This window comes from Micromonospora sp. NPDC002717, from assembly GCF_040295705.1.
GTDB lineage: Bacteria > Actinomycetota > Actinomycetes > Mycobacteriales > Micromonosporaceae > Micromonospora.
Map to the genome: position 1 here is coordinate 1 of NZ_JBEOVW010000031.1, position 23,381 is coordinate 23,381.

17 protein-coding genes are annotated in these 23,381 nt (G+C 73.9%); 4 read left to right on the plus strand and 13 right to left on the minus strand.

What is annotated here, in order from left to right; translation table 11 throughout:
- From ABT006_RS29685 to ABT006_RS29695, 3 genes are all read right to left on the minus strand, one after another.
- A partial coding sequence (locus ABT006_RS29685; RefSeq protein ID WP_350711721.1) for a hypothetical protein occupies nt 1–727 on the minus strand: 727 nt, incomplete at its 3' end.
- 9 nt (nt 728–736) lie between these two features.
- On the minus strand, nt 737–1,030 hold the full coding sequence (locus tag ABT006_RS29690) for a WXG100 family type VII secretion target (RefSeq protein ID WP_350711723.1): 294 nt from the start codon (nt 1,028–1,030) through the stop codon (nt 737–739).
- A complete protein-coding gene (locus ABT006_RS29695) occupies nt 1,027–1,335 on the minus strand; it encodes a hypothetical protein (RefSeq protein WP_350711724.1) in 309 nt (102 codons plus the stop codon). The genes ABT006_RS29690 and ABT006_RS29695 overlap by 4 nt, the downstream gene beginning before the upstream one ends.
- 170 nt (nt 1,336–1,505) lie before the next feature.
- Between ABT006_RS29695 and ABT006_RS29700 the strand changes: the two genes are divergently transcribed.
- Both ABT006_RS29700 and ABT006_RS29705 read left to right on the plus strand, forming a co-directional pair.
- Complete coding sequence (locus ABT006_RS29700; protein WP_350711726.1) at nt 1,506–4,007, plus strand: WD40 repeat domain-containing serine/threonine protein kinase; 2,502 nt, start codon at nt 1,506–1,508, stop codon at nt 4,005–4,007.
- 14 nt (nt 4,008–4,021) lie between these two features.
- On the plus strand, nt 4,022–8,311 hold the full coding sequence (locus ABT006_RS29705) for an FtsK/SpoIIIE domain-containing protein (RefSeq protein ID WP_350711727.1): 4,290 nt from the start codon (nt 4,022–4,024) through the stop codon (nt 8,309–8,311).
- A gap of 115 nt (nt 8,312–8,426) precedes the next feature.
- On the opposite strand, the gene ABT006_RS29710 is transcribed toward ABT006_RS29705, so the two are convergent.
- The 6 genes from ABT006_RS29710 to ABT006_RS29735 form a co-directional block, all read right to left on the minus strand.
- On the minus strand, nt 8,427–10,814 hold the full coding sequence (locus ABT006_RS29710) for a WD40/YVTN/BNR-like repeat-containing protein (RefSeq protein WP_350711729.1): 2,388 nt from the start codon (nt 10,812–10,814) through the stop codon (nt 8,427–8,429).
- Nucleotides 10,815–10,949: 135 nt separating this feature from the next.
- Nucleotides 10,950–11,417, minus strand: coding sequence for a hypothetical protein (locus ABT006_RS29715; protein ID WP_350711731.1), 468 nt, complete (start codon nt 11,415–11,417; stop codon nt 10,950–10,952).
- A 17-nt stretch (nt 11,418–11,434) separates the two neighbouring features.
- Nucleotides 11,435–12,316: a carbohydrate ABC transporter permease gene (locus tag ABT006_RS29720; RefSeq protein ID WP_350711733.1), complete on the minus strand. Its 882-nt coding sequence runs from the start codon at nt 12,314–12,316 to the stop codon at nt 11,435–11,437.
- Nucleotides 12,313–13,323, minus strand: coding sequence for an ABC transporter ATP-binding protein (locus tag ABT006_RS29725; RefSeq protein ID WP_350711734.1), 1,011 nt, complete (start codon nt 13,321–13,323; stop codon nt 12,313–12,315). The genes ABT006_RS29720 and ABT006_RS29725 overlap by 4 nt, the downstream gene beginning before the upstream one ends.
- Nucleotides 13,320–14,621, minus strand: coding sequence for an ABC transporter substrate-binding protein (locus ABT006_RS29730; protein ID WP_350711736.1), 1,302 nt, complete (start codon nt 14,619–14,621; stop codon nt 13,320–13,322). Before ABT006_RS29730 ends, ABT006_RS29725 begins: the two co-directional genes overlap by 4 nt.
- Nucleotides 14,618–15,472, minus strand: coding sequence for a carbohydrate ABC transporter permease (locus ABT006_RS29735; RefSeq protein WP_350711738.1), 855 nt, complete (start codon nt 15,470–15,472; stop codon nt 14,618–14,620). Before ABT006_RS29735 ends, ABT006_RS29730 begins: the two co-directional genes overlap by 4 nt.
- A 278-nt stretch (nt 15,473–15,750) precedes the next feature.
- Here ABT006_RS29735 and ABT006_RS29740 point away from each other — a divergent pair, with 278 nt between their 5' ends.
- Nucleotides 15,751–17,661, plus strand: a complete 1,911-nt coding sequence (locus tag ABT006_RS29740) for a Xaa-Pro dipeptidyl-peptidase (RefSeq protein ID WP_350711740.1) — start codon at nt 15,751–15,753, stop codon at nt 17,659–17,661.
- Nucleotides 17,662–17,828: 167 nt separating this feature from the next.
- Here the strand turns inward: ABT006_RS29740 and ABT006_RS29745 are convergent, their stop codons facing one another.
- The 4 genes from ABT006_RS29745 to shbA all read right to left on the minus strand — a co-directional run bounded on the left by ABT006_RS29745 (nt 17,829) and on the right by shbA (nt 21,518).
- Complete coding sequence (locus tag ABT006_RS29745; protein WP_350711742.1) at nt 17,829–19,058, minus strand: PucR family transcriptional regulator; 1,230 nt, start codon at nt 19,056–19,058, stop codon at nt 17,829–17,831.
- A 346-nt stretch (nt 19,059–19,404) separates the two neighbouring features.
- The gene (locus ABT006_RS29750; RefSeq protein WP_350711743.1) at nt 19,405–19,941 is read right to left on the minus strand and encodes a hypothetical protein; all 537 of its coding nucleotides are present in this window, start codon (nt 19,939–19,941) and stop codon (nt 19,405–19,407) included.
- A gap of 195 nt (nt 19,942–20,136) precedes the next feature.
- Nucleotides 20,137–20,943, minus strand: a complete 807-nt coding sequence (locus ABT006_RS29755) for an anti-sigma-D factor RsdA (RefSeq protein WP_350711745.1) — start codon at nt 20,941–20,943, stop codon at nt 20,137–20,139.
- Nucleotides 20,940–21,518, minus strand: a complete 579-nt coding sequence (gene shbA / locus ABT006_RS29760) for an RNA polymerase sigma factor ShbA (RefSeq protein ID WP_350711747.1) — start codon at nt 21,516–21,518, stop codon at nt 20,940–20,942. Before shbA ends, ABT006_RS29755 begins: the two co-directional genes overlap by 4 nt.
- Nucleotides 21,519–21,845: 327 nt before the next feature.
- Between shbA and ABT006_RS29765 the strand changes: the two genes are divergently transcribed.
- Nucleotides 21,846–23,378 (plus strand): pyridoxal phosphate-dependent decarboxylase family protein, encoded by a 1,533-nt coding sequence (locus tag ABT006_RS29765; protein ID WP_350711748.1) that lies wholly within the window; start codon nt 21,846–21,848, stop codon nt 23,376–23,378.
- Nucleotides 23,379–23,381 lie beyond the last annotated feature (3 nt).

Genomic DNA, 23,381 nt, shown 5'->3' on the forward strand with positions numbered 1-23,381 from the left:
CCGCCTTGGCGGTGCGGAACACGTCGGCGTTCTCCAGGTACGCCGAGACGATCTTGGCGCCCTTCGGCTGCGTCTGCCGGGTCGGCGTGGTCCGCCGCGACCGGTGGGCGGGAAGGCGGGGCGCGGCGGCGAGGACGGCCTGGGCGCAGCGGTTCGCGGCGTCCCGGTGGCGGTGGGCGGCCTCCGCCACCGCCCGGCAGGCGGTCTGCCGTTCGAACTCACACATGCCCGCTTCGCGGCCGAGCGCCACGGCCCACTGCCGTTCGGGCTCCCGGAGGCCCTGGCTCAGGTGCGCCGCCGACGCCGCGTCGAGCCCGCGCCAGATGCCGCCACCCTGGAAGGACACGGGCACCACCTGACAGAACCGCTGCAACAGCGCTTGGTAGCGCTCGTGCGCCTGGGTGCCCTGCCGCAGGGCGAGCCGGGACGCCGTCCGGACCTGATCCAACTCCTGGGCGTAGCCGGACAGGGCGGCCGCGCAGGCGTCGTATGCCGTGGTCAGCGTGGCGGCGTCGTCGGGAAGTTCGGCGAGCATGACGTCGAGGACGTCGGCGTAGTCACCCCACAGACGGAGGCGGGCCCGGTCGACGGCCACCCCACGGAGCCGCTGGCCGGCCTTGCGGGACTGGTCGGCCTGCTGCCGCAGTCGATCGGCCAGCGCACGAACCTGTTCCGGTGACCCGGGCGTCGGATCGGTCCGTTGGTCGACGACCAGCCAGTTCTCCATCTGCGGCGGTCAGCCGAGCCCGCCGGCGAGGCGGTTGTCCAGGTCCTGGTATTCCCGGACAACCTCGTTGAGGAACGTCGACATGCCCTCCAGGCCGTCGATCATGTTCTGCGCGCCGGTGGACCACTGCTGGTACGAGTCCTGGAACCGCCCGGAGGCGAGCTGCGTCCGGAACTCGCTGCCCACGAGTTGGTCGATCATGGACTTGAGCGCCTGGAGTCGCTGGGTCATCTCCACCTGCCCGGACCTCAGCTGCGACGCCGCCCGCTGCAGCCCGTCGTAGCCGACATTCACATCCGTCATGTGTCGCTCCTTCTGCTGGTGTGGTCGGGAATCGCCTGGCGGTTCAGCATCTCGTCGAGCGAGACCTGCCCGTCGGCGGCCCGGTCGAGCCACCGCGCCAGGCGTCGCAGCGACTCGTCCAGGTCGTGGTGGGACCGTGCCGCGGCATCGGCGAAGCGCTGCAACGACTCCGCCACCGCGTCGGATCCGGCGAACCCCGGGGCGTCGGGTCGTTGCCAGGTGGCCGCCGCCTCGGACCGGACGGCGTCCAGGCCCCTGGACAGCTGACGCATCCCCTCCGGATCCAGGCTGAAGCGTTCCGCCATCGGTCCTGCCGCCTCCTGACATCCGTCGCCGACCGGCTGTCACCCGGCACCGCCCGATGGTGCCGGATCGGCTGGTGACGCCGGTGCCCCGGCCGTGCTGGGGGCGTTGCCGCCAGGGCCGTCCCGGTACTGTCCACAGTGACTCTACGGGCTGTCGGCAAGGAGTGGGCGTGCAGGATTCCCGGTCGTCTCAGCGGCTGGTGGCGGGGCGGTACCGGCTCGCCGAGGTGCTCGGCCGCGGGGGGATGGGAGTGGTCTGGCGCGCGACCGACGAGCTGATCGGCCGGGCGGTCGCGGTGAAGGAGATACGTGCCGACCCGGCCCTGCCGGCCGAGGAGCGCGCGCTGTTCGGGCAGCGGGCACTGCGCGAGGCGCGGACGGCGGGGCGGATCAGTCACCCGGCCGTGGCCGCCGTCCACGACGTGGTGCCCGCCAACGCCGACGACGAGGCGGTCTACATCGTGTCGGAGCTGGTGGAGGCGCCGAGTCTCGCCGACGTCCTGGAGCATGCCGGGGCGCTGCCGCCGGCCCGGGTGACCACGATGGCCGTGCGGATCCTCGACGCGCTGGCGGCGGCGCACTCGTCCGGTGTCGTCCACCGGGACATCAAGCCCGGCAACATCATGGTGCTGGACGGCGACTACGTGAAGCTCGTCGACTTCGGCATCGCCCAGGCCGACGAGGACAGTCGGCTGACCCGCAACGGCGTGATGGGCTCCACCGGCTATCTCGCGCCGGAGCTGTTCCACAGTGCCGAGCCGACCCCGGCGACGGATCTGTGGTCGGTCGGCGTGACTCTGGTGCAGGCGGTCAACGGCGAGGCTCCGTTCGACCGCGCCTCCACCGCGGCGACGATCCGCGCGGTCCTCCACGACGACCTGCCGGCCGTACGTTGTGATCCGCCGCTGGCCACCGTGATCGCCGGACTGCTCGCCCGGGACCCGGACCGACGGATGACGCTGGAGCAGGCCCGCACGCTGCTCGCCGGCGCCGATGCCGGCGCTGACGCCGCGTCCGTCCGGCCGGCCGGCAGCGGAACCGGCGGGCCCATGGCCGGGGCCGCCGACTGGGAGCAGCAGCCCACCACCCTGCACGGGAGGACCGCCCCCGGGGCAGAGCCACGCGGGCCGGTCCGGCTCGCGCCGCCCGACCCGGACGCCGCCTTCCAGGTGTCGCCGCCGCAGTCGATCCGCCGCGCCAACCTGCTGGCTCTCGTGGTCCTGCTGGCACTGTCCGGATGGGCAGGCTGGATCCTGCTGCACGAAACGCTGAGCATGCCGCTGATCACCGTCATCGTGGCGGTGGCGGCCGCGTGGGCCGTCGGAGCGAGCAGTGTGCACTTCCCGTGGCAGGGCCGGCTGAAGATCACCGAGGAGGCGCTGGTACTCCAGGGCACAGCGGCCCTGACGGCGCAGGGGCGGTCCGATGTCGTCCTGCGCTGGGGCGACGTGAGCGAGCTGATCGTGGCCCCCGCCACGGCAGGGTCCGTGGATCGAACGAGGATCACCGTCGGCTTCGCCACCAAGGCCGCGGCCGCCCCGCTCTCCGTGCCGCCGTTCAAGGGCTACCTGCGGCAGCGGGTCAACGACGGTCCGATCTGGGTCGTGGGGGACGTCGTCGCCGACCCCGAGGAGATGGCGGAGACGGTCGAGGCCGCCGTCCCGGACCACGTCACCGTCGCGGACGAGACGGGCAGCGCCGCCGGCCGGCCCCCGGCGGCCAACCGTCACGTCAACCCGCGCCGGGGTGGCCTGGTCCTGTGGATCCTGCTCGTCCTGGGCCTGATCGGGGGAACCTACTACTACCGTGACCAGGCCCGGGACCTGGTCACCCTCACCGAGGACGCGACGTCGGTGGTGGCGTACGGGCCGGACGGCACTCTGCTCGGCAGCGCCGCCGAGGACACGATCACCGTGTGGAACGTGGCCACCGGGCATGCCGTCGCCATCCTGTCCGGCCACGGCGACGAGGTCACCTCGTTGACCTTCAGCCCGGACGGGAAGTTGCTGCTCAGCGGCGACGACGGTGGGGCCGTCAAGCTGTGGGACGTCAGCACCCAGCGCAACACGGCCACCCTCGCCGTCGACGACAGCGAATTTCGGATCGTCTCGGCGCGTTTCAGTCCCGACGGCACCGCGTTCGCCGTCGCCGACTATGCCGGGAACGTCGCGCTGTGGCGGCTGGCCAACCTGGGCAGGCCAGTTCCGGTCGATGCCGAGGGCATCGACGTCGGCGTCATCCGGTTCAGCGCGGACAGCCGGATCCTGCTCGGCGTCGACGAGGAGAAAGGCGTCCGGCGTTTCTGGCAGACGACCAGCGGCGCCAGCGTCCGCCCTTCCGGCACCTTCGGTCCCATGGCGACCGTGCGGCCCGACAACTCCGTTCTCATCCGGGATGCGGGCTCCGACCGGATCCTGACCACCCTGCGCGGCAACACCAACAGCGTCACCGCCACCGCCTTCGGCCCCGGGGACCTGTTCGCCACGCGCAGCTGGGACGACATCCGGGTGTGGCGGACGACGACCGGGCGCACGGTGCGGGTCCTGGGAACCAACCTCTTCCGGCTCAGCGGTCCCGACTGCGATTCGCTGGCGCTGAGCCCCGACGGCGAGACCCTCGCGTGCGGGGGCGACGACGGGCTCCGGCTGTGGGCGTTCGGGGCAGAGCGGTGACGATGATCCTCCGGGTGACGGTTCGGGACGCCGGGACGGGGCTCTGCACGGACGCCGAGGTGATCGCGGAGCCGGACACGAACGTGGGTGCCCTGCTCTCGGCACTGCCGGTGCCTGTCGACGGCCGACCGTGCTTCGTCGGCGCCGTCCGACTGGACGGCCGCTCGACGGTGGCCGACAGTCCGCTGGTGCCGGGTGCGGTCATCAGCGTGGGCGGGCCCGGTCCCGCCGGTCGCCCGGTCGGCTCCGGCGCCGGCGGCGTGCTGGAGGTGGTGGGCGGCCCGGACGCCGGCCTCGCCGTGGCGCTGCCCCCGGGCCGGCACTCGCTCGCCCGGAGCTCCCGGGCTTCGGTGCCGCTGCGCGATTCCGACGTGTCCCGGCGCGGCCACGCCGAGGTGGTCGTCCACGCCGACGGCACCGCCGAGGTCGTCGACAGCGGTTCCAGCAACGGCACCTTCGTCGACGGGGCGCGGATCGCCGGGCGGACGAGGCTGACCCCGCGCGCCGTGCTGCGGGTCGGAGCCGACGAGCTGCGGTGGAGCCCCGCCAGGGCCGGTGCCCTGCGGGTGGTGCGCGCCCCGGACGGGCGACTCGACTTCGACCGGGCCTTCGACCCGGCCCCGGTCGTGCCGAGTGTCGAGGTGACCCTGCCGGTCCACCAGCCCGCGATGCGGGGTACCGCCACGATGGCCCTGCTCGGCGCGGGGGTGGCCGTGGTGGCGGCGCTCGTCACGCAGCAACCGATGCTGTGGCTGGGCGCGGCCGCGGCCGTCATCGGGTACCTGGTGATGAGCTCGCAGGAGGAGAAGCAGGGCCAGGAGCGGGAGAAGGCCTTCACCGACGCGAAGCAGGCCGTCCAGGACAAGATCACGTTCCAGGTGCGGGAGGAACAGAGGATCCGTCACCTGCTCGCCCCCGGGCCGAGCCGGATCGCCGAGACGGCTACGGGGGAGCGTGCCGACCTGTGGACGCGGCGATCGGATTCGCCGCACGGCCTGACCCTGCGCGTCGGCACCGCCGACCAGCCGGCCTCCGTGACGGTACGCGGGGAGCCCTGGCCCGGCTTCGAGCCCCCGACGGTGCGGGCCGTGCCGGTGACCGTCGACCTGCGGGTCACCGGTGTGCTCGGCGTCGTCGGGGCCGACCAGCCCGTGGCCGACATGCTGCGGTGGCTGCTGATCCAACTGGCCACCCTGCGCGGTCCCGACGACCTGCGCCTGGTCGTGATCACCGCACGGGACTCCGACGGGCTGGGCTGGACGCGATGGTTGCCGCACGTCGACGCCGGGGCGGGGGAGGCCGTGCCGTGCTGGATCGGCAACACCGCGCAGACGCGTGCCGCCCGGGTGGGGGAGCTGCGCCGTCTCGTCGCCGCCCGACGCGCCGACCGGGTCGCCGCGCCCGGCGGTCAGGTCGGCACGGAGGTCGTCGTCGTCCTGGACGGCGCTCTCGCCCTGCGGGAGCTGCCCGGCATGGACGTGGTCCTGCGCGACGGTCCGGCGGTCGGCGTGTACGTGATCTGCGCCGACCGGCACAGCATGAACGAGTGCCGGGGCCTGTGCGAGGTGGGCGAGCGCTCGGTGAAAGTCACCCGCAGTCCGGACGACCCGCCCGTCACCGGCCGGCCGGACGCCCTCGACGACGCGACAGCCGACCGGCTGGCCCGCTCGTTGGCGCCGATGCGTGACCGGGCCACCCTCGCCGCCGCGCAGCACGCCGTCCCGGGCCGGGTCCGCCTGCTCGACCTGCTGGGCCTGGACGTGCCGACGGGCGACGACGTGCTCGCGCTCTGGGGCGACGGTCGAGGGCCACGCACCCGGGTGGTGCTCGGCGCGGACGCCGGCGGGCCGGTGCACGTCGACCTGGCTGAGCAGGGCCCGCACACGATCCTCGGTGGCGCCACCGGCGCCGGCAAGAGCGTCCTGCTGCAGACCCTGGTCACGGCCCTGCTGCTGACCAACCGGCCGGACGAGCTCAACATGGTGCTGGTGGACTTCAAGGGCGGCAGCGCCTTCCTGCCCTTCGAGCGCTGTCCCCACGTGGTCGCGCTCATCCGTTCCACCGGGGAGACCGTCGCCGACGTCTTCGACGACGCGGCCGCGGCGCGGGTGCTGGCGTCGATACGCGCGGAGGTGAGCCGGCGCGAGTCCCTGCTGGCCCGCTACGAGGGGGAGATCGACCGCTACTGGGAGAAACGTCACGCACAGGCGCAACTGCCGCCGTTGCCCAGACTCGTCATGATCTTCGACGAGTTCGCGCGGGTGCTCGACGCCGCTCCGGACTTCGTCCGGGAACTGGTGAACGTCGCCGCCAAGGGACGGTCCCTGGGCATGCACCTCGTGCTGGCCACCCAGTCGTTGCAGGGCAAGCTCTCGCCGGAACTGAAGAACAACGTCTCGCTGCGGATCAGCCTGCGCCAGAACGAGGCCGCCGACAGCACGGAGGTGCTCGGCGTGCCGGACGCCGCCGCGATCCCCGGTGCACTCCGTGGACGCGCGATGATCTTCTGCACCACGGCCGAGACCCGGGTGCCGCAGGAGTTCCAGTCCGGCTACCTCGGCGACCCACCGCGCTCCGGCGTCGTCGTGGCCTCCGTCCGTGCCCTCGAACGGGGCGACCTGGGCGTGCCGCGCGCCGTCGAGAGCACCCGCCCCGGGGACGCCGCGACCGACCAGGACCTGGCGATCGCCGCCGTCGAGGAGGCCGCCCGCACAGCCGGGCTGTCCGCTCCGTTCCGGCCGCTGCTGCCCCCGCTGCCCGCGACCCTGACCCTCGACGACCTGCCCCGCCGGCAGACCGCCGCCCCGCCGGCCACCGCCGTACCGCTCGGCCTGGCGGACGAACCCGGGCTGCAGGCGCAGCCGGCGGAGTTCCTCGACCTCGCCGCCGCCGACCGGCTGATGGTCGCCGGTGGTCCCCAGTCGGGCCGTACGACGTTCGCCCGGACCCTGGTGACGAGCCTCGTCACCCGATTCGCACCCGACCGGGCGCACCTCTACCTCATCGAGCGCCGACCTGGCGGGCTCGCCGACTTCGCCGACCTGCCGCACTGCGGCGGAGTGTTCACCCCGGCGGATGCCGACCGGATCCGCCGCCTGATCATCTGGCTCGACCAGGAGACCAGGCGGCGCGCGGCCCACGGGCCCGGCCCGGACGACAGTCCACGTCCCCACGTCGTGGTCGTCGTCGACGGCTGGGAGCACTTCGAGGACCACGGCGACCCCGACTTCGTGGAGACCCCGCTGCTCGCCACGCTCCGCGGCGTCGTCACCGCGGGAGCCCCCCTCGGTGTGCACGTCATCCCCCTCGGCGGCCAGGACATGCTCAACCACAAGCTGCCGAGCCTGTACAACCGGCGGCTGCTCCTGCCGTTCCCGAAGGAGGACACCCGGCGCGCGCAGCTGAGCTCCGCGATGGCCAGTCCACCCCCGCTGCCCGGCCGCGCCGTCGACGCCGGCAGCGGCCGTCACGTCCAGGTCTGTCAGCCCACGCCGTCCGCCGCGCGTCTCGTGGCCGAAGCCGGTGCTGTCGCCCGGGACGTCGACCCCGCCCGGCTGCCCCGACGGTTCCCCGCGCTGCCCACCCGGATCACCCTCGACGAGTTGGCCCCGCCCGACGCATCCCCGAGCGCCACCTGGATTCCCCTCGGTGTCGGCGGGGCCGACAACACCACCGTCGGCGTCGACCTCTTCGAGGCCGGGCCCCACCTGCTCATGGTCTCGGGGCCGCCGGGGGCCGGTCGCACCACCGCCGCCGCCACCGTTGCCCACGGCCTCCGCCGACGGGGTGTCGGCGTGCTCGCGGTCGCGTCGTCCCGGTCGCCGCTACCGCGACTGGTTCCGGACGATCCGCGGGTACGGGTGCTCACCGGAACGGCCATCGCGGACACCGACCTGCGGGCCGCCGCCGCGGCCTTCGCCGACACCCCCTTCGCCGTGATCGTCGACGACGCCGACCAGGTCTCGGTGCTCCCGACCGAGCAGGGGTTCGCCAGCGCGCCCACCCTGCTGGAGGAGATCGCCCAGCCGGCTGCCCGCGGTGGTCGCGCCCTCGTCCTGACCGGAGACGCCGCACCCGTGCTCACCGGCTTTCCCAGCCCGCTCGCCCGGCTGATCAACACGGTCATGAACACGGGCACCCGCCTGCTGCTCACCCCCGAGAACCGCGCGACGGCGCTCGCGCACAACGTGGCTCTCGAACCGGACCAGTACTTCACCGATCCACCCGGGCGGGGCTACCTGTCGACCGGCCGGTCGCCGGCTCTGCTGCACCTGGCCGTGCCCGCGGCGGACCAGGCCCGGTAGCGGCGGTCGGCAGCGCCACGACCTCGGTCGCCCGGTCCGCGCCACCCGGCCCCGTGACGGGCAGGGGCGGGGGTGGACGGGCTGCCGCCCGTCACCCCCGCCCCTGTTCAGCGGGTCACGCCGCGCGGCACGAGGCGAGCACGCCGACCACGCCGACGCCCGGGTCGCGCAGCGGCAGCCGGGTCGACGCCGCCGGGCACCGCGGCACGGTGAGGTCGTAGACGCCCCGCCCGAACGTCGCCGCGGTGAGCTGCCGGGTCGGCTCGTGGTAGCGCAGGTACATCACGGCCGCCGCCGGCAGTTCCCCGCCGAGGGAGGCCCACTCGCCGCCGTTCCACGCCGACACGAACACCCCGACGTCGGTGCCGACCAGCAACAGGCCGTCGGCGGTCGGCACCACGGAGTTGACCGGCGCGTCGGGCAGCCCCCCGCCGATGTCCGTCCAGGTGCGGCCGCCGTCGCGCGTCATCATGACGTGCGCGCGGTCGCTGCCGGAGCGGAACGCGGAGAACGTGGCGTAGGCGATGTTCGCGTCCGTGGGGTGCGCCGCCACCCGGGTCACCCACGTGCCGGGCAGTTGCGCGGGGTCGACCTGGGTCCAGGTGCCCCCGAGGTCGTCGGTCCACCACAGCCTGCCGTCGTCCGTGCCGACGTAGAGCTTGTCGCCGTCGGTGGGAGCCGCCGCGATCGTGGTGATCGTGCCCCACGGGTAGCCCGACGGGTCGTTCGGCCCGCCGCCGGTGAGGTCCGGGCTGATCGCCGTCCAGGTGCGGCCGTTGTCCGTCGACCGGTTGACGACGTTGCCCGCGTAGTACATGACGTCCGGGTCGCTCGGGTCGAACTGCAGCGGGGTGAGCCAGTTGCGGCGGTCCGAGGTCGTCTGGCCGGGGCCGATGGACTGGCGCGGCGCGGCGCCGGCGTTCTCCGAGCGGTAGCAGGAGCCGTACTGGCTGCAGCCGAAGACGATGTTCGGGTTCTCCGGGTGGATGATCACCTGGAGACCGTCGCCGCAGCCGATGGCGTTCCACGGGCCGCCCACGCCGTTGTAGCCACGGTTGCAGCCGTTGTCCTGGGCGCCGCCGACCTTCAGCGCCGGGTCGGTCTGCGCGACGTCCACGGTGTAGAACTGGGTGTACGGTTCGTACGTGGACTTGACCCAGCCGCTCACCCCGTTGTTGTCGGAGCGGTAGAAGCCGCCGTCGTTGCCGAGGTAGGCCCGGCCCGGCACCTTGGGATCCCAGCGCAGCACGTGCTGGTCGGCGTGCATGCCGCCGACGTTGCCGAAGCTCTGCCCACCGTCGGTGGAGCGGCGCAGGTTGACCCCGGTGAGGAACACGTGGTCGGAGTCGGCCGGGTCGACGAACAGCTTGCCGAACCACCAGCTGAAGGTGGACTGGGACGCCTGGTTGGCGTTGACCGGGGTCTGCGTCCAGGTGTCGCCGCCGTCGTCGGAGCGGTAGAAGGCGCGGAACGGGCCGAGGGCGGTGCCGACGTACGCGTACAACCGGTCCGGGTCGCTCGGGGCGAGGGCGAGACCCCAGCGGCCCTGGTCGGCGTCGGTCGGCAGCCCGGTGGTCATCCGCTCCCACGTCCGTCCGCCGTCGTCGGAGCGCCACAGGCTGGAGCCGGGCCCGCCGTAGGTGCGCTGGTGCGGCTCGCGCAGGTGGTCCCACATCGCCGCGTACACCCGGTTCGGGTTCTCGGGGTCGATGACGACCTCGGTGGCGCCGGTGGTGGCGTTCGGCGGGGCGAGGGCCTGCCGCCAGGTGTCGCCGCCGTCCTCGGAGAGGTAGACGCCCCGCTCGCCGCCCGGCACGAACAGGTTGCCGGCGGCCGCGGCGAAGATCCGGTCCTGGTTGCCCGGGTCGATGGCGAACCGGGCGATGGCGTGGCTGTTCTCCAGGCCGACGCGCTGCCACGTCCGGCCCCGGTCCCGCGACCGGTAGACGCCGTCGCCGCCGAAGGTGATCGAGCCGCCGCCCGGCTGCGCCTCGCCCGTGCCGGCGAAGAGCACACCGTCGGTGGTCATCGCGACCGCGCCCATGCTCTGCATCCCGCCGTCCGGCCAGGCCGGCTCGAAGGTGGCGCCCGCGTCGGCGGAGCGCCAGACGCCGCCGGAGGCGGCGGCGATGAAGATCTGGTTGGCGACCTGCGGATCGACGGCGATGTCGACCACCCGGCCGCCGATGTTGCTCGGGCCGAAGAAGCGCCACTGCTCCCCGGCGAGGTCGCGGTAGGCGCTGCGGGTGCGGGCGGCGAGCTGGTTCGCCTCGCCGCGGGCCTTCGCGTACTTGGCGACGGACAGGTCTGTGCTGCCGTCGCTGAGCCGCTGGGCGGTCATCCACTCGGCGGGCAGCTCCATCGGCCCGGTGGGGCTGCTGGTGGCCAGCGACTCCTCGCCGCGGGCCGACGGTATCGAGGTCGTCAACGCGGCCGCCGTCAGCAGCGCCAGGGCTGCTGCCACCGGCAGGACGCGTCTACCTCGGACGAGGGTGGGACTCATGCGGATCTCCCGTCCGTGTGCAGGTGCGACCGAGATCCGGTCGTGCGTCGCACGGTAGACAGCACGGTGACCGGCGTCACCCGGCAACTGTTGGGATTCCGGTCGTCGGGTTAGGACACCTGTCGAGCGCCGTCACTATCCGCGCTGGAACTCCGGCAGTCCCGCGTCCTCCGAGTCCGGCCCCACCACCGCGGTCAGCGTGGTGCCGTCGGCGCAGAGCGCGCCGGCCCGCAGGTACATCCGCCGCTGCTGCGCCCGCGTCAGCACCTCGGCCTCGAAGACCTCGTCCTCGACGCGCAGCAGCTCGACGTCGGTGCGGCCCTCGTAGTGGGCACGTACGTCCAGCGGGGTCATCCGGACGGTGGCCTCGACCGTCGTCAGGGCCCCCTGCTCCACCACCGAGGTGACCCGTGCGCCGTCGGGCAGTACCAGGCCGGTGACCCGGGCGTCGACCTCCGGCTCGGTGTCCAACGGCACCCGGTCGCAACTGGGCAGGTTCGCCAGCATCCCGGGGCCCCGCCCCGTCGCCTGCGGGGCGTCCGTCCCGCCGCAGGCGACGAGCAGCGGGATCGTGGCGGCGACCGCGAACACCCGGAGTCTCACCGCAGCAGGATGCCACCTCATCGCAGCACCCGCCAGCGGCGCACCATCAGCAGCAGGGCGGTGATGATGACCGCCGTGAGCGCCATCAGCGCCGTCGAGATGAGCGCGCCGTACGCGAAGCCGGAGAACTCGAAGGCCTGGTCGAAGATGTAGACGGGCAGGTAGAGCGTGGCGTTGGCGGGCCGGCCGTCGGTGAGCACGTACGCCGGGACGAAGTTCACCTGGAGGGTGAGGATTGTGTCGCGGACCGCCAGCAGCACCAGCACGGGAGCCAGCAGCGGCAGCGTGAGCCGGCGTAGCTGGCCGAACGGGCCGCAGCCCTCCAGCGCCGCCGCCTCGTAGAGCCGGCCGTCGAGCATCCGGCGGGCGGCGAGGACGACGACGAAGCCCTCGCCGATCGGGAACGCCAGCATCAGCACGACCGCCACGCGGGCGGTGGTCGGGTCCGACAGCCAGGTGAAGCCGGGATGGCCGAACAGCCCGAGCACCTGGTTGAGCGGGCCGTAGAGCGGGTTGAGCACCCACAGGAACAGCACGGCCAGCGCGACGTCGGGAACGACCGTCGGCAGGTAGACCGCGACCCGGAACCACCGCCCGCCCGGCCGGGGCGCGGCGAGCAGCAGCCCGAGCCCCACCGCGGCGAGCAGCCGGACCGGCACGGCCAGCGCCACGTGCGTCAGGGACGCCCGCACGCTGTCGAGCAGGAAACCGTCGGCCAGCATCCGGCGTACGTTGGCCAGGCCCACGAACTGCGGGTCCCGGGTCAGCCCGGTGTGGTCGGTGAACGCGTACCCGACGTTGAGCAGCGCGGGCAGGGCGACCAGCAGCGCGACCGCCACGGCGTACGGGGCGAGGAACACCCAGGCGGTGAGCTGCCGGCCGCCCCGGATCGCCTTCACCGGCGTCGCCCGGTGGCGGTGTCGAAGCGGTGGACACGCTCCGGGTCGGGGCGCAGCCGCACCGGGTCGCCCGGCCGTACGCCCGGCCGCGGGCCGGTCCGCACGACGAGGCGGGTGCCGTCGGGGCACCGGGTCAGCAGGACGGCCTCGCTGCCGAGCGCCTCCACCGCCTCGACGGTCGCCTCGACCGGGCCCTCGGCGTCGAGCGCCAGGTCCTCCGGCCGTACGCCGAGGGTCACGTCGGGCCGGCCGCCCAGCGTGCCGCCGCCGGGCACCAGGTTCATCGGCGGGCTGCCGAGGAAGCCGGCCACGAAGGTGTCGGCGGGCTCGTCGTAGACCTGCTGCGGCAGCCCGACCTGCCGGATCCGGCCGCCGTCGAGGACGACCACCCGGTCGCCGAGGGTCATCGCCTCGGCCTGGTCGTGCGTGACGTGGACGGTGGTGGTGCCGAGTTCACGGTGCAGGGCGAGCAGGTCGGCCCGGGTGGCGAAGCGTAACGGCGCGTCCAGGCTGGCCAGCGGCTCGTCGAGCAGGTAGACGCTGGGCTCGCGCAGCAGGGCGCGGGCCAGGGCGACGCGCTGGCGCTGCCCGCCGGACATCTCGTCGGGGTGCCGGTCGAGCAGGTCGGCGATCCCCAGCCGCTCGGCGGCGGCGTGGGCCCGCCGGTCGGCCTCGGCGCGGGGGACCCGGCGCACCCGCAGGCCGAACGTCAGGTTGCCCAGCGTGGTGAGGTGTGGGTAGAGGGCGTAGTCCTGGAAGACCATCGCCACGGCCCGCCGGTGCGGCGGCACCCGGGCCACGTCCTGGCCGTCCACGAGGACCCGGCCGTGGTCGGGGGTGTCCAGTCCGGCGATCAGCCGCAGGACGGTGGACTTCCCGGAGCCCGACGGCCCGACCAGGGTGATCATCTCGCCGGCCCGCACGTCCAGGTCGATCCCGTCGACGGCGGTCGTCCGCCCGTACGCCTTGGTCAGCGACTCCAGCCGGATCGCCCCGCGTCCGGTCACCCGCCCGCTCCCGTCGGCAGGGCGAACAACGGCCGGCTCTGCTCCTCCAGCCGGCGCAGCCCCTCCTCGCGCCCGACCCGGCCGTAGAACACCTCCGCCAGCAGCGTGCCCGCCTCGCGTTCCACCCGGGACCAGGTGGCGGTGCGCGGCGTGGTGCGCAGGTGCGGCGCGGCGTCGAGGTAGACCCGCGACGACCGCGGCGGCGCGGCCGGGTCGAGGAACGCCGGGGAGTTGGCGACGTCGAGCCGGGACGGCACGGTGCGGCCGGACTCGGCGAGGATCCGCTGGCCGGCCGGGCCCATCGCGAACTCGATGAACCGCCAGGCGTCGCCGTGGTCGGGCAGGCCGGCGCCCATGCAGTAGGCGTCGCTGTGCAGGATCGACGCGGGTACGCCGCCCGGCGCGACCGGCAGCGGCGCCACGTCCCAGGTGAAGCCGTCGATGGTGCGCAGCGTGGGCACGGCCACCCGGCTGTTGAGGTACATGCCCAGGGTGCCGCGCAGGAACCGGGCCTCGCTCGACTCGCTCTGCTCCTCGGCGTCCGGCGGCACGACGTGGTGCCTGAGTTGCAGGTCGAGGAACCAGTCGACGGCCCTGCGGGTGGCCGGGTCCCGGGTGAGGGTCAGGGCGGTGGGGCGGGCCGGGTCGTCGACCAGCTCGCCGCGGTTGGACCAGACGAACGGCGCGAGCCGGGGCACGGACGGCTCCACGCCCACCCCGTAGCGGCCGTCGCGGGTCAGCGCGCGGGCGGCGGCCAGGAAGTCGTCCCAGGACCAGCCGGCCTTCGGCAGCGGCACGCCGGCGGCGGCGAAGAGGTCGGCGTTGTAGTAGACGACCAGGGAGGAGAGGTTCTGCGGCAGGCAGGTCAGGGCCTTGCCGTCGAAGCGGAAGGCGTCCAGGGCCTGCGGGCTGAAGTCGCTCTCCTTGAGCACGGTGCTGCGCTCCAGGTAGGACTGCGCCGGCTCGATCGCCCCCTGCGCGGCGAACTGCCCGTAGCGGCGGTAGTTGAGCAGGAACACGTCCGGCGGCTTGCCCCCGGCGAACGAGGTGGTCAGCCGGGCCATCAGCTCGTCCTGGCTGGCGACGGGGGAGAGGTTGACGTCGACGTCGCGGTGGGCCTCCTCGAACGCGGCCACCATCGTGCGGTAGCCGGCGACCTCCTCGGCGTCGCCGAACAGCACGACGGTGATGCCCGACGCGTCGTCGGCGCGGTCACCGCCGCCGCAGCCCGCGGCGTAGCCGGCCAGCAGGGCGGCCATGACCAGGCCGATCCACCGTCGTGCCCGGGTGTTCGTCACCGGCGTCCTCCAGATCTCAGTGCGGCCAGGGGGTCGTCGTGCAGCAGGATCCGCTGGGCCAGCAGGAACACCAGCACGCACGGGACGGTCGCGACCACGCAGCCGGCCATCAGCAGCGGCCAGTCCGTGGGGTTCAACAGCCGCAGGAACTGCAGGCCGAGCGGATAGGTGTAGCGGTCGCCGCTGTGCAGGTACAACAGCGGGTCGATGAAGTTGGCCCAGTGGAACGTGAAGGCCAGCACGGCCACCGCGAGGGTCGCCGGGCGTACCTGGGGCATCGCGACGCGGCGCCAGACCGTCAGCCACCCGGCGCCCTCCAGGCGGGCAGCCTGGAGTTGGGTCTCCGGCACCCCGCCGAAGCTCCAGGCGTAGAGCAGCACCAGGAACGGGCTGCCGGCCAGCACCGCCGGGGCCAGCAGCGGGACGTACGTGTCGACCACGCCGGCCAGGCGGAACAGCTCGAAGCGGGTCGCCCACACGGCCGTTGCCGGGACGAGCAGCACCGCCAGCAGGCCGAGGACCGCCCGCCGACGGGCCGTCGGCGCGAGCAGCCGCAGCCCGAAACCGGTCAGCGACGCCACGGCGACGGTCAACGGCACGGCGAGCGCGACGACCAGCGCCGAGTTCGCCAGGTAGCGGAACAGCGGGATCAGCTCGGGCAGCCGGGCGTAGGCGGCCACCGTCGGCTCGGGCGGGAGGAGTTCGAGGGTACGCGGCGGGGGCAGGCCGGCGGGGCGCAGCGAGCCGACCACCATGAACCACAGCGGGGCGGCGAACAGCGCCGCGAACAGGGCCGGTACCACGAAACGCCCGATGATCCGCGGGATCGTGGCGCGACCCGACAACCGCACGTCGCCGAACCTATGGCCGGCGCGCCGTCCGGTCATCGGGCACCTGTTGGAATCGCGTGCCGCCGCCTCCTACGCCTGTCGTACGCCGACGGCGGGCGGCGGGGGCCGGGGTGCCTGCGACAGACGTAGGAGCCGGGGGCGCGCACCTGCCACACGTGTCCGATGACCGGCCGCGTGCCCATTCGTACGCTTCGATCACACTGCCGGCCCGGCGACCTCCTGGACCTCCCGCCGGAGCGCGGCGGACCGACGGCGGGTGCCGGAACGGGAGGAGCGCGATGCGAACCACGAGAACCTGGTGGCGGGCGGCGGTGGTGGTCGTGGCGACCGTGGCCGTCGGCCTGCCGGCGGCCACCGCGACGGCGCGGCCCGCCGCGGAGAGCCTCGGGCCGGTCGTCGAGGGCGGGGTCACCCAGCCGGTGTTCGGCTACGGCGACGCGATCCGCGAGCGGGTCTTCGTCACCTCCGACGTCGACACCGACGCCGACGGCGCGCGCGACGTCGTCGCGATGGACATCATCCGGCCCCGGGCCGGCGACGGGCTGCGCGTGCCGGTGGTGATGGACGCCAGCCCCTACTACTCGACGGTGTGCCGGGGCAACGAGGGGGAGTGCAAGGCCGACCTCGACGGCGACGGCCTCAACGACCGCTGGCCGCTGTACTACGACAACTACTTCGTCCCGCGCGGGTACGCGGTGGTGCTGCTGGACATGATCGGCACCAACAACTCGACCGGCTGCCCGGTCACCGGCGGCCGCGCCGACAACGTCAGCGCGCCGACGGCGATCGACTGGCTCAACGGCCGTCGCCCCGGCCGGGACGCCGCCGGCCGCGCCGTCGTCGCCGACTGGCACAACGGTCGGACGGGCATGATCGGCAAGTCGTACGACGGCACGCTGGCCAACGCGGCCGCGGCCAGCGGGGTGGACGGCCTGGCCACCATCGTGCCGATCTCGGCCATCTCCAGCTGGTACGACTACTCGCGCAGCAACGGCCTGGTCACCCGGGCCAACAACTACTCGGGCAGCCTCGCCAACACCGTCACCGACCCCGACCGCAGGGCGCACTGCGCGCCGGTGCGGGACCGGCTCGGCGACGGCGTCGACGACGTCACGGGCGACTACAACGACTTCTGGGCCGAGCGGGACTACGTGCCGCACGCCGGCCAGGTGCGCGCCAGCGTCTTCGTCGTGCACGGCCTCAACGACAACAACGTCCGGCCGGACCACTTCAGCACCTGGTGGAACGCCCTGGCGGCGCACGACGTCCCCCGCAAGCTCTGGCTGACCGGCACCGGCCACGTCGACCCGTTCGACTTCCGTCGCGCCAGGTGGGTGGACACGCTGCACCGGTGGTTCGACTACTGGCTGTACGGCATCGACAACGGCATCATGGCCGAGCCCGCGGTCGACGTCGAGCGCGCACCGGACGTCTGGGAGTCCCACCGCACCTGGCCGCTGCCGGGCGCCCACCCGACCCAGGTGTTCCTGCGGCCCGGTGTCGACGGGGCGGCCGGGGACCTGTCGGTGAGCCCGCACGCCGGCAACGCCTCGGCGACGTTCCAGGACACCCCCTCGATGAGCCAGACCAACGCCATCCGGCACCCGTCGGATCCGCTGGCGAACACGGAGAACCGGCTGGTGTTCCTGTCCGCGCCGCTGCGGGCGCCGCTGCACGTCTCCGGCTCGCCCGTCGTGAAGATCAACGCGTCGGTCGACGGCACGGACACCAGCTTCGCCGGCCTGCTCGTCGACTACGGGACGCGGCCGAGGTTCAGCACCTCCGGCGACGGCATCCGTACGCTGGCCGGGGAGGACTGCTGGGGCGGCGAGGCCACCTGGGGCGGGCACGCCGAGGAGGCCTGTTACCGGCAGACGGAGAAGACCGTGGCCAGCAACCCGCAGGAACTGGTCACCAAGGGCATCCTCGACGGCCTCAACCTGACCTCGCTGACCGCGTCGACACCGCTGGTGCCCGGCGTCAAGACGGCGGTCGACGTGCGGCTGCTCCCCGAGGACTACGTCTTCGACGCCGGTCACCAGATCGGCGTGGTCCTGCTCGGCTCGTACTCGGGCTACAGCAGCCGGGCGAAGCAGAACCGGGCCGACATCACCGTGCACTTCGACCGCAGCCGGATTGAGTTGCCGGTCGTCGGCGGCCGGCCGGCGGCGGTGCGGGCCGGCCTGTAGGAGGCCCGGGGACGGGACGCGCGGTGCGCCGGGCGTCCCGTCCCGCCCGTCGCCACCGGTCCGCGTCCCAACGGGCCGCTCGCCGCTCGGCCTCAGCCCTCCACCCGGCCTCAGCCCTCCGCCCGGCCTTGGCGCGGCCTCAGCCCTCGGCCGGTCTCAGCCCGGCCTCAGCCCTCCGGCCGGTAGCGGCCGGTGAGCCGGCCCAGCTTCAACGCCAGGTGCAGGCAGAGTCGCTCGTTGCCGTCCTTCAGGTCGGTCTCGGCGAGTTCCTCGATCCGCTGCAGCCGGTAGTAGAGGGTGGTGCGGTGCAGCCGCAGATGCTCGGCGGTGGCGTGGGCGTTGCCGGCCAGGTCCAGATAGCGTTCCAGGGTGTCCAACAGGACAGGGTTCGCCTGCTCGCGGAGCAGCCGCTCAAGCCCCGGGTGTACGTCGGCGATGTCGAGGTGCCGGTCGTCCAGCCGCGACAGCACCCGGTAGATGCCCAGGCCGGACCAGGAGACCACGCGGCCCAGGGCGGGCAACCGGACGCCCACCCGGGCGGACTGCAGCGCCTCCGCGTACGACCCGACGGCGTCGGCCAGGCCCGAGCGCGCCTGCCCGACGCCGACGACGGTGCGCTCGACCGAGGCGAGCCCACGGATCGCCTGCTGGAGGTTGTCGTCCAGGAGTTTGGCGGCGACCTCGGGGGAGGGGCGGCCGGCCCCCCGGTCGCCGCAGAGCAGCAGCACGCCGTGGTCGTCGCGCACCACGTGCAGCGCCTCCCGGGTGCCGATCCAGCGCCGGGTGCTGACCAGCGCCTGCTCCAGCGCGAAGCGGGCCGTCTCGTCGGGCGCCTGGCCGCCGGGCGTGACGAGCTGCGCGACGAGGGCGGTCGCCGGCCCGTCCCCGACGATGAGCCCGGCCTCCCGCAGCGCCCGCACCGACCGGTCACGGGTCGTCTCGCTGTCGGACAGCAGCGTGCGCGCCGCCTCCGTCTCGCGTCGGGAGGCCAGCTCCCCGAGCAGGTTCTCCCGGTAGAGCGCCAGCGACAGCTCGCTCACCAGCCCGGTGGCCTCGATGTCCGCGCCGGTCATGGTGCCGTCCGGGTCGATGAACCACACGAAGCCCAGGAGCAGGTCGTGGTGCCGGATGGGCACGCAGACCCGGGGCAGGAGGTCGAGTTCCTTCGACGGCGGCGTACGCACCGGCTCCCGGGCCTCCAGGATGCCGACGTCGCGGAACCAGGCCATCACCTCGGGCGTGGTCTGCCGGCGCAGGATCGACGCCTTGCGGACGTCGTCCATCAACCCGGTGTGTTCGCTGTAGACGACCAGGCGCTGACGCCGGTCCTCGATCAACGCCGGACGCCCGACGTGGGCGGCGAGGGCGTCGACGATTCGCTGCAGCTCACCTTGCATGTGACCCTCCGGTCGCCTGACCTGTGCCACCGGTGCCGCGCACGGCGGTGCGGCCTGTCCGTGATGTCTCCGTGCCGCGAATCGTTTCCTCCTCGACCGGACCCGATCATGATCTGATCAGCTCGTCAATGGATGAGCGCGGTCGGTGGTCCTTCTCGTTACAACGGTCGCTGTGCGGCGTCGCGCCGACGGCGTCCCGTGACGCGGCCGGAGGCCCGCAGGATGCCGTGACGAGCGGATCGGCGTCGGGAGTGCGTTGCCCGGCGGGGCCACCCCGGCCCGCTGTGGACGGAGGTCCGGCGCCCCGCACACCCGTCTCACCGAGGCGGCCGGACGCCCACGTCGATCACCTCGTGCAGGTGGTGCCCCCGGTTCGCGGACCGGCCCGCCGCGTCCGCCGCGTCCGGCCGGCCGCCGAGCAGGACCGCCCGTCGGGGGCCTGCGCCCCGCACGGCCGACCGGGCGCAGGTGCGGGGTGCCAGGAGTCGCGATATCCGCGTACGAACGCCAGCGCGTCGGCCACCGACGTGGTGACAGCCTCCACCCCCTGCCCCACCAGCGCGTGCAGCGGCGCGAACGGCGGACGTGGCCGGCCGGGCGGAGCGTCGGCGACGAAGACCGCGCGCAGTCGGCCCCCGGTGCGGTTCCACGCCGACACCTGGACTACCTCCCGCTGCACGTCCCCCACCAGGAACGGCCCCTCGGACGACACGGTGCAGTCCCAGTCGGCCTCGTCGATCGCGCCGACCACTGCTCGGAACAGGCCGGGAAGTCGGGCGGCGGAGTCAGGGTGCGGGTCAGGCAACAACAGGATCACCCCATCCTCGGGCAGTGCGCACTGGTCGAGGGCCGCCACCGAACCGCAGCGCACCCGTGTTGTCATCGCCGGGGCACCGTGATTCGAAACATTTTTCGGATGTGACGAATCACATAGAAGAATTGCATCCCGGCCCTTGCCGACTCGGGCGATCGCCGTCGCTATGCACGCGCTGACCGGAGCCCGTCGTCCCCTGGCGGTGCCCGGTGCCGAGACCGCCGGCGCGTGGCGGCGGCCCGGCCGCCGCTCGGGTCGCGCTGCCTAGTCGAGGAGCCGGCCTGCGGGGAAGGACGTCTCGGGCAGGGGTGGCAGGCGCGTCGGCGAAGCCGGGTCCGGGCGTAGCCCGGGCTGCTCGGGACGCCCGGGCAGGGGGACGACGATGCCCGGGGCGGGCGATCGGTCAGGTGTGGGCTTCCCGGGCTGCGGCGTGGCGGGCGTGGCGGGTGCCGTCGGCCCGCCGTCACCTGAGGGCGCCGGGGGCGAGGCGCCCGTGGCCGGCGCGCCGGGCGTCGCCACCGTTTCCAGCAGCGCGTTTTGCAGGGAGTCGAGTTCCGCGCCCAGGCGGCGGACGGCCGTCGGGTCGTCGATCGCGGTGAGCTGCGTCCGCGCCTCCTCGGCCAGGGTCCGGGCCTCGTCCAGCCGCCCTGCGGCGGCGGCGGTACGGGCGCGCTGGATGGTGTGTTCGACAAGCCGCACATCCGCCTGTTCCGGATAGAGCACCCTGGTCACGGACCACAGAGGGCTGGTCGGCCCGGCGTGCCTGCTGCCCACTCCGAGCCCGGCGGAGATGACGGCGAGCGCGACGACGGCGGCGGCGAGGCGCAGCACCCGCCGGCCGAGCAGTGCCGACCGGGCCTTCCTCGTCGGCGCGGGCCCGACGGCGGGCCTGAGGGGGTGGTCGTCACCATCGGCGATGTCGACGTCGCCGCGCCAGGCGGCCAGCATCTCGGCGAGGTCGTCGCCCGCCGGCCCCGGCTCGCCGCGGCCGAGCGCGTCGAGCAGCTCGTCGTCCCGGGCGATCGTCGCCAGGTCCCGCTCCTCGCCGCCGTCGCGGGTCTGCTCCCTCATGCCGCCACCTCGTCGAGTGTGTCGCCTGCCAGGGTACGAAGGCGGGCAAGGGCCCTTGACTGCGTTACCCGGACGGCGGCGGCGGACATGCCGACGACGGTGCCGACCTCCTCGGCGGAGAGACCCACCGCCACCCGGAGGACCACGATCTCCCGCTGCACGTCGGGCAGGCGGTTGAGCAGCACCGACAGTCGGCGGGCGAGGTCGGTGGCGACGGCCTGCTGCTCCGGCCCGGGCTCAGTGGCCGGCCGGTCGAGAGGCGTGTCGGCCACGGTGACGGAGGCGGCCCGTACGGCCGCGCGCTGCGCGTCGGCCACCTTGTGCCCCGCGATGGCGTAGACGAACGCCGCGAAGGGCGTGCCCTGCTCCCGGTAGCGGGGCAGCGCCCGCAGCACCGCCAGGCAGATCTCCTGGGCGACGTCGTCGGCGGTCACGTACGCGCCGCCGATCCGGCCCAGTCGCGCGCGGCAGTATCGCACCAGCCCCGGACGGATGTCGCTGAGCAGGGTCGCGACGGCTGCCCGGTCGCCCTGGGTGGCCCGGCGGACGAACTCGGGCTCGATCGTTGTGGTCATCGCGTCGCGGAACACCTTCGTTACCAGCGGATTACGGGGCACGCTATCGAGCCCGGCACCGTTTGCCTAGCGCACGTTCCGTGCCCGCGGCCTTCCGGGTGGTAGTTGTCGCGGTCGGGTTGGTCGCGCCGATGTCTCCAGTAGGGAGTCCGGGGAGGCAAGCGTGGGCGTCGAGGTGGGGCGGCCGGCGACTCCAAGGAGGAGGAGTCCACCCGTGGCCAGTCATGCGTGCCGCCCTCGTGGAGAACAAGCGGGGTCGGGGTCGGCGTCGTGGCGGGGCCACCGCACCGGAATTGGCCGGCGCGGCCGCCGGCGTCGGGTGGCAGGGTGGGGCCACCCGAGGTGCGCGGCCCGTGCCGGGCGACGACCGGCCGGGCGACGACCGGTGAGGAGGCCACCACCGTGACCGATCCGCTGCGCGACGGCGACGCCGACGCCGTGCTGCGTCAGGTGTACGAAGCCGCCGCCCCCTACCTGTCGTCCCTGCCGGACCGGCTGGTGCACGATCCGGGCACCGAGTCGCTGCTGCGGGAGCTGTGGCAGCCGGCCGGCGACGGAAGGATGCCGGAGCGGGGCGAGGGCGCCGCCGCCGCGGTGCGCCGGCTGCTGCGGGTCGGCACGGACGCCGCCACGCACTCGGCCGGGCCGCGGTTCTTCCACTTCATCATCGGCGGGGCGACCCCGGCGGCGCTGGCCGGCGACTGGACCGCCGCGCTGCTGGACCAGAACGCCGCGTTCCGCGCCTCGTCCCCGCTCGCCGCCGAGACGGAGACGATCGCGCTGACCTGGCTGCGGGAGCTGTTCGGCCTGCCGGAGCGGTTCGGCGGTGCGCTGGTCGCCAGCGCCACCTTCGCCAACGTCACCGGGCTCGCCGCCGCCACCCACTGGTGGGCCGAACGGCACGGGGTGGACGTGGCGGCGCGGGGGCTGGCCGGGCTGCCACGGATGCCGGTGCTCTCCGGCGGGTACGTGCACGCCAGCGACCGCAAGGCCCTGCAACTGCTCGGGCACGGGCGGGACTCGGTCGAGGTCCTCGCCCGCGACGGCGTGGGCCGGGTCGACCTCGCCGCGCTGGAGCGCCGGCTCGCCGAGATCGACGCCCCGGCGGTGCTGATCGCCAGCGCGGGCGAGGTGAACGCCGGTGACTTCGACCCGGTGGCGGAACTGGCCGACATCGCCGAGCGGCACGGCGCGTGGCTGCACGTCGACGGCGCGTTCGGCATCTTCGCCGCCCTGTCCCCGCGCACCCGTCACCTGGCGGAGGGGATCGAGCGGGCCGACTCGATCGCCGGCGACGGCCACAAGTGGCTCAACGTGCCCTACGAGAGCGGGTTCGCCTTCCTGAAGGACCCGGCGCGGCTGCCGGCGGCGTTCGGCATGCCAGGCGCGGCGTACCTGCCGGGGGAGGGCAGCGCGCTGCCGTCACCGTCCGGCGGGCCGGACTACGCACTGCTCGGGCCGGAGTCGTCGCGCCGGGCCCGGTCGCTGCCGATCTGGGCGACCCTGGCCGCGTACGGCCGGGACGGGCACCGGGCGATGGTCGAGCGGCACCTCGACCTGGCGCAGCGGTTGGCCGGGCTGGTCGACGAGGCGCCGGAGCTGGAGCGGCTCGCCGACGTGCCGCTGAACATCGTCTGCTTCCGCGCCAACCCGCCCGGCATGCCCGGGGAGGCTCTCGACGACCTCAACCGGCGGCTGGGCGCCGCGCTGCTGGCGGACGGCCGGGTCTACGCCGGCACCACCCTGTACGACGGGCGGGTGGCGCTGCGGCCGGCGATCGTCAACTGGCGCACCACCGAGGGCGACATCGACCTGCTCGTCGACGTGGTCCGTGAGCTGACGGCCAAGCTGACCGGTTGACGG

What these genes read in the sequence shown, in the direction of transcription:
- ABT006_RS29740 (WP_350711740.1), top strand. Translation starts at nt 15,751, where the DNA reads ATGCGAACCACGAGAACCTGGTGGCGGGCGGCGGTGGTGGTCGTGGCG.
- ABT006_RS29690 (WP_350711723.1), bottom strand. Translation starts at nt 1,030, where the DNA reads ATGACGGATGTGAATGTCGGCTACGACGGGCTGCAGCGGGCGGCGTCG.
- ABT006_RS29745 (WP_350711742.1), bottom strand. Translation starts at nt 19,058, where the DNA reads ATGCAAGGTGAGCTGCAGCGAATCGTCGACGCCCTCGCCGCCCACGTC.
- ABT006_RS29695 (WP_350711724.1), bottom strand. Translation starts at nt 1,335, where the DNA reads ATGGCGGAACGCTTCAGCCTGGATCCGGAGGGGATGCGTCAGCTGTCC.
- shbA (WP_350711747.1), bottom strand. Translation starts at nt 21,518, where the DNA reads ATGACCACAACGATCGAGCCCGAGTTCGTCCGCCGGGCCACCCAGGGC.
- ABT006_RS29755 (WP_350711745.1), bottom strand. Translation starts at nt 20,943, where the DNA reads ATGAGGGAGCAGACCCGCGACGGCGGCGAGGAGCGGGACCTGGCGACG.
- ABT006_RS29710 (WP_350711729.1), bottom strand. Translation starts at nt 10,814, where the DNA reads ATGAGTCCCACCCTCGTCCGAGGTAGACGCGTCCTGCCGGTGGCAGCA.
- ABT006_RS29750 (WP_350711743.1), bottom strand. Translation starts at nt 19,941, where the DNA reads ATGACAACACGGGTGCGCTGCGGTTCGGTGGCGGCCCTCGACCAGTGC.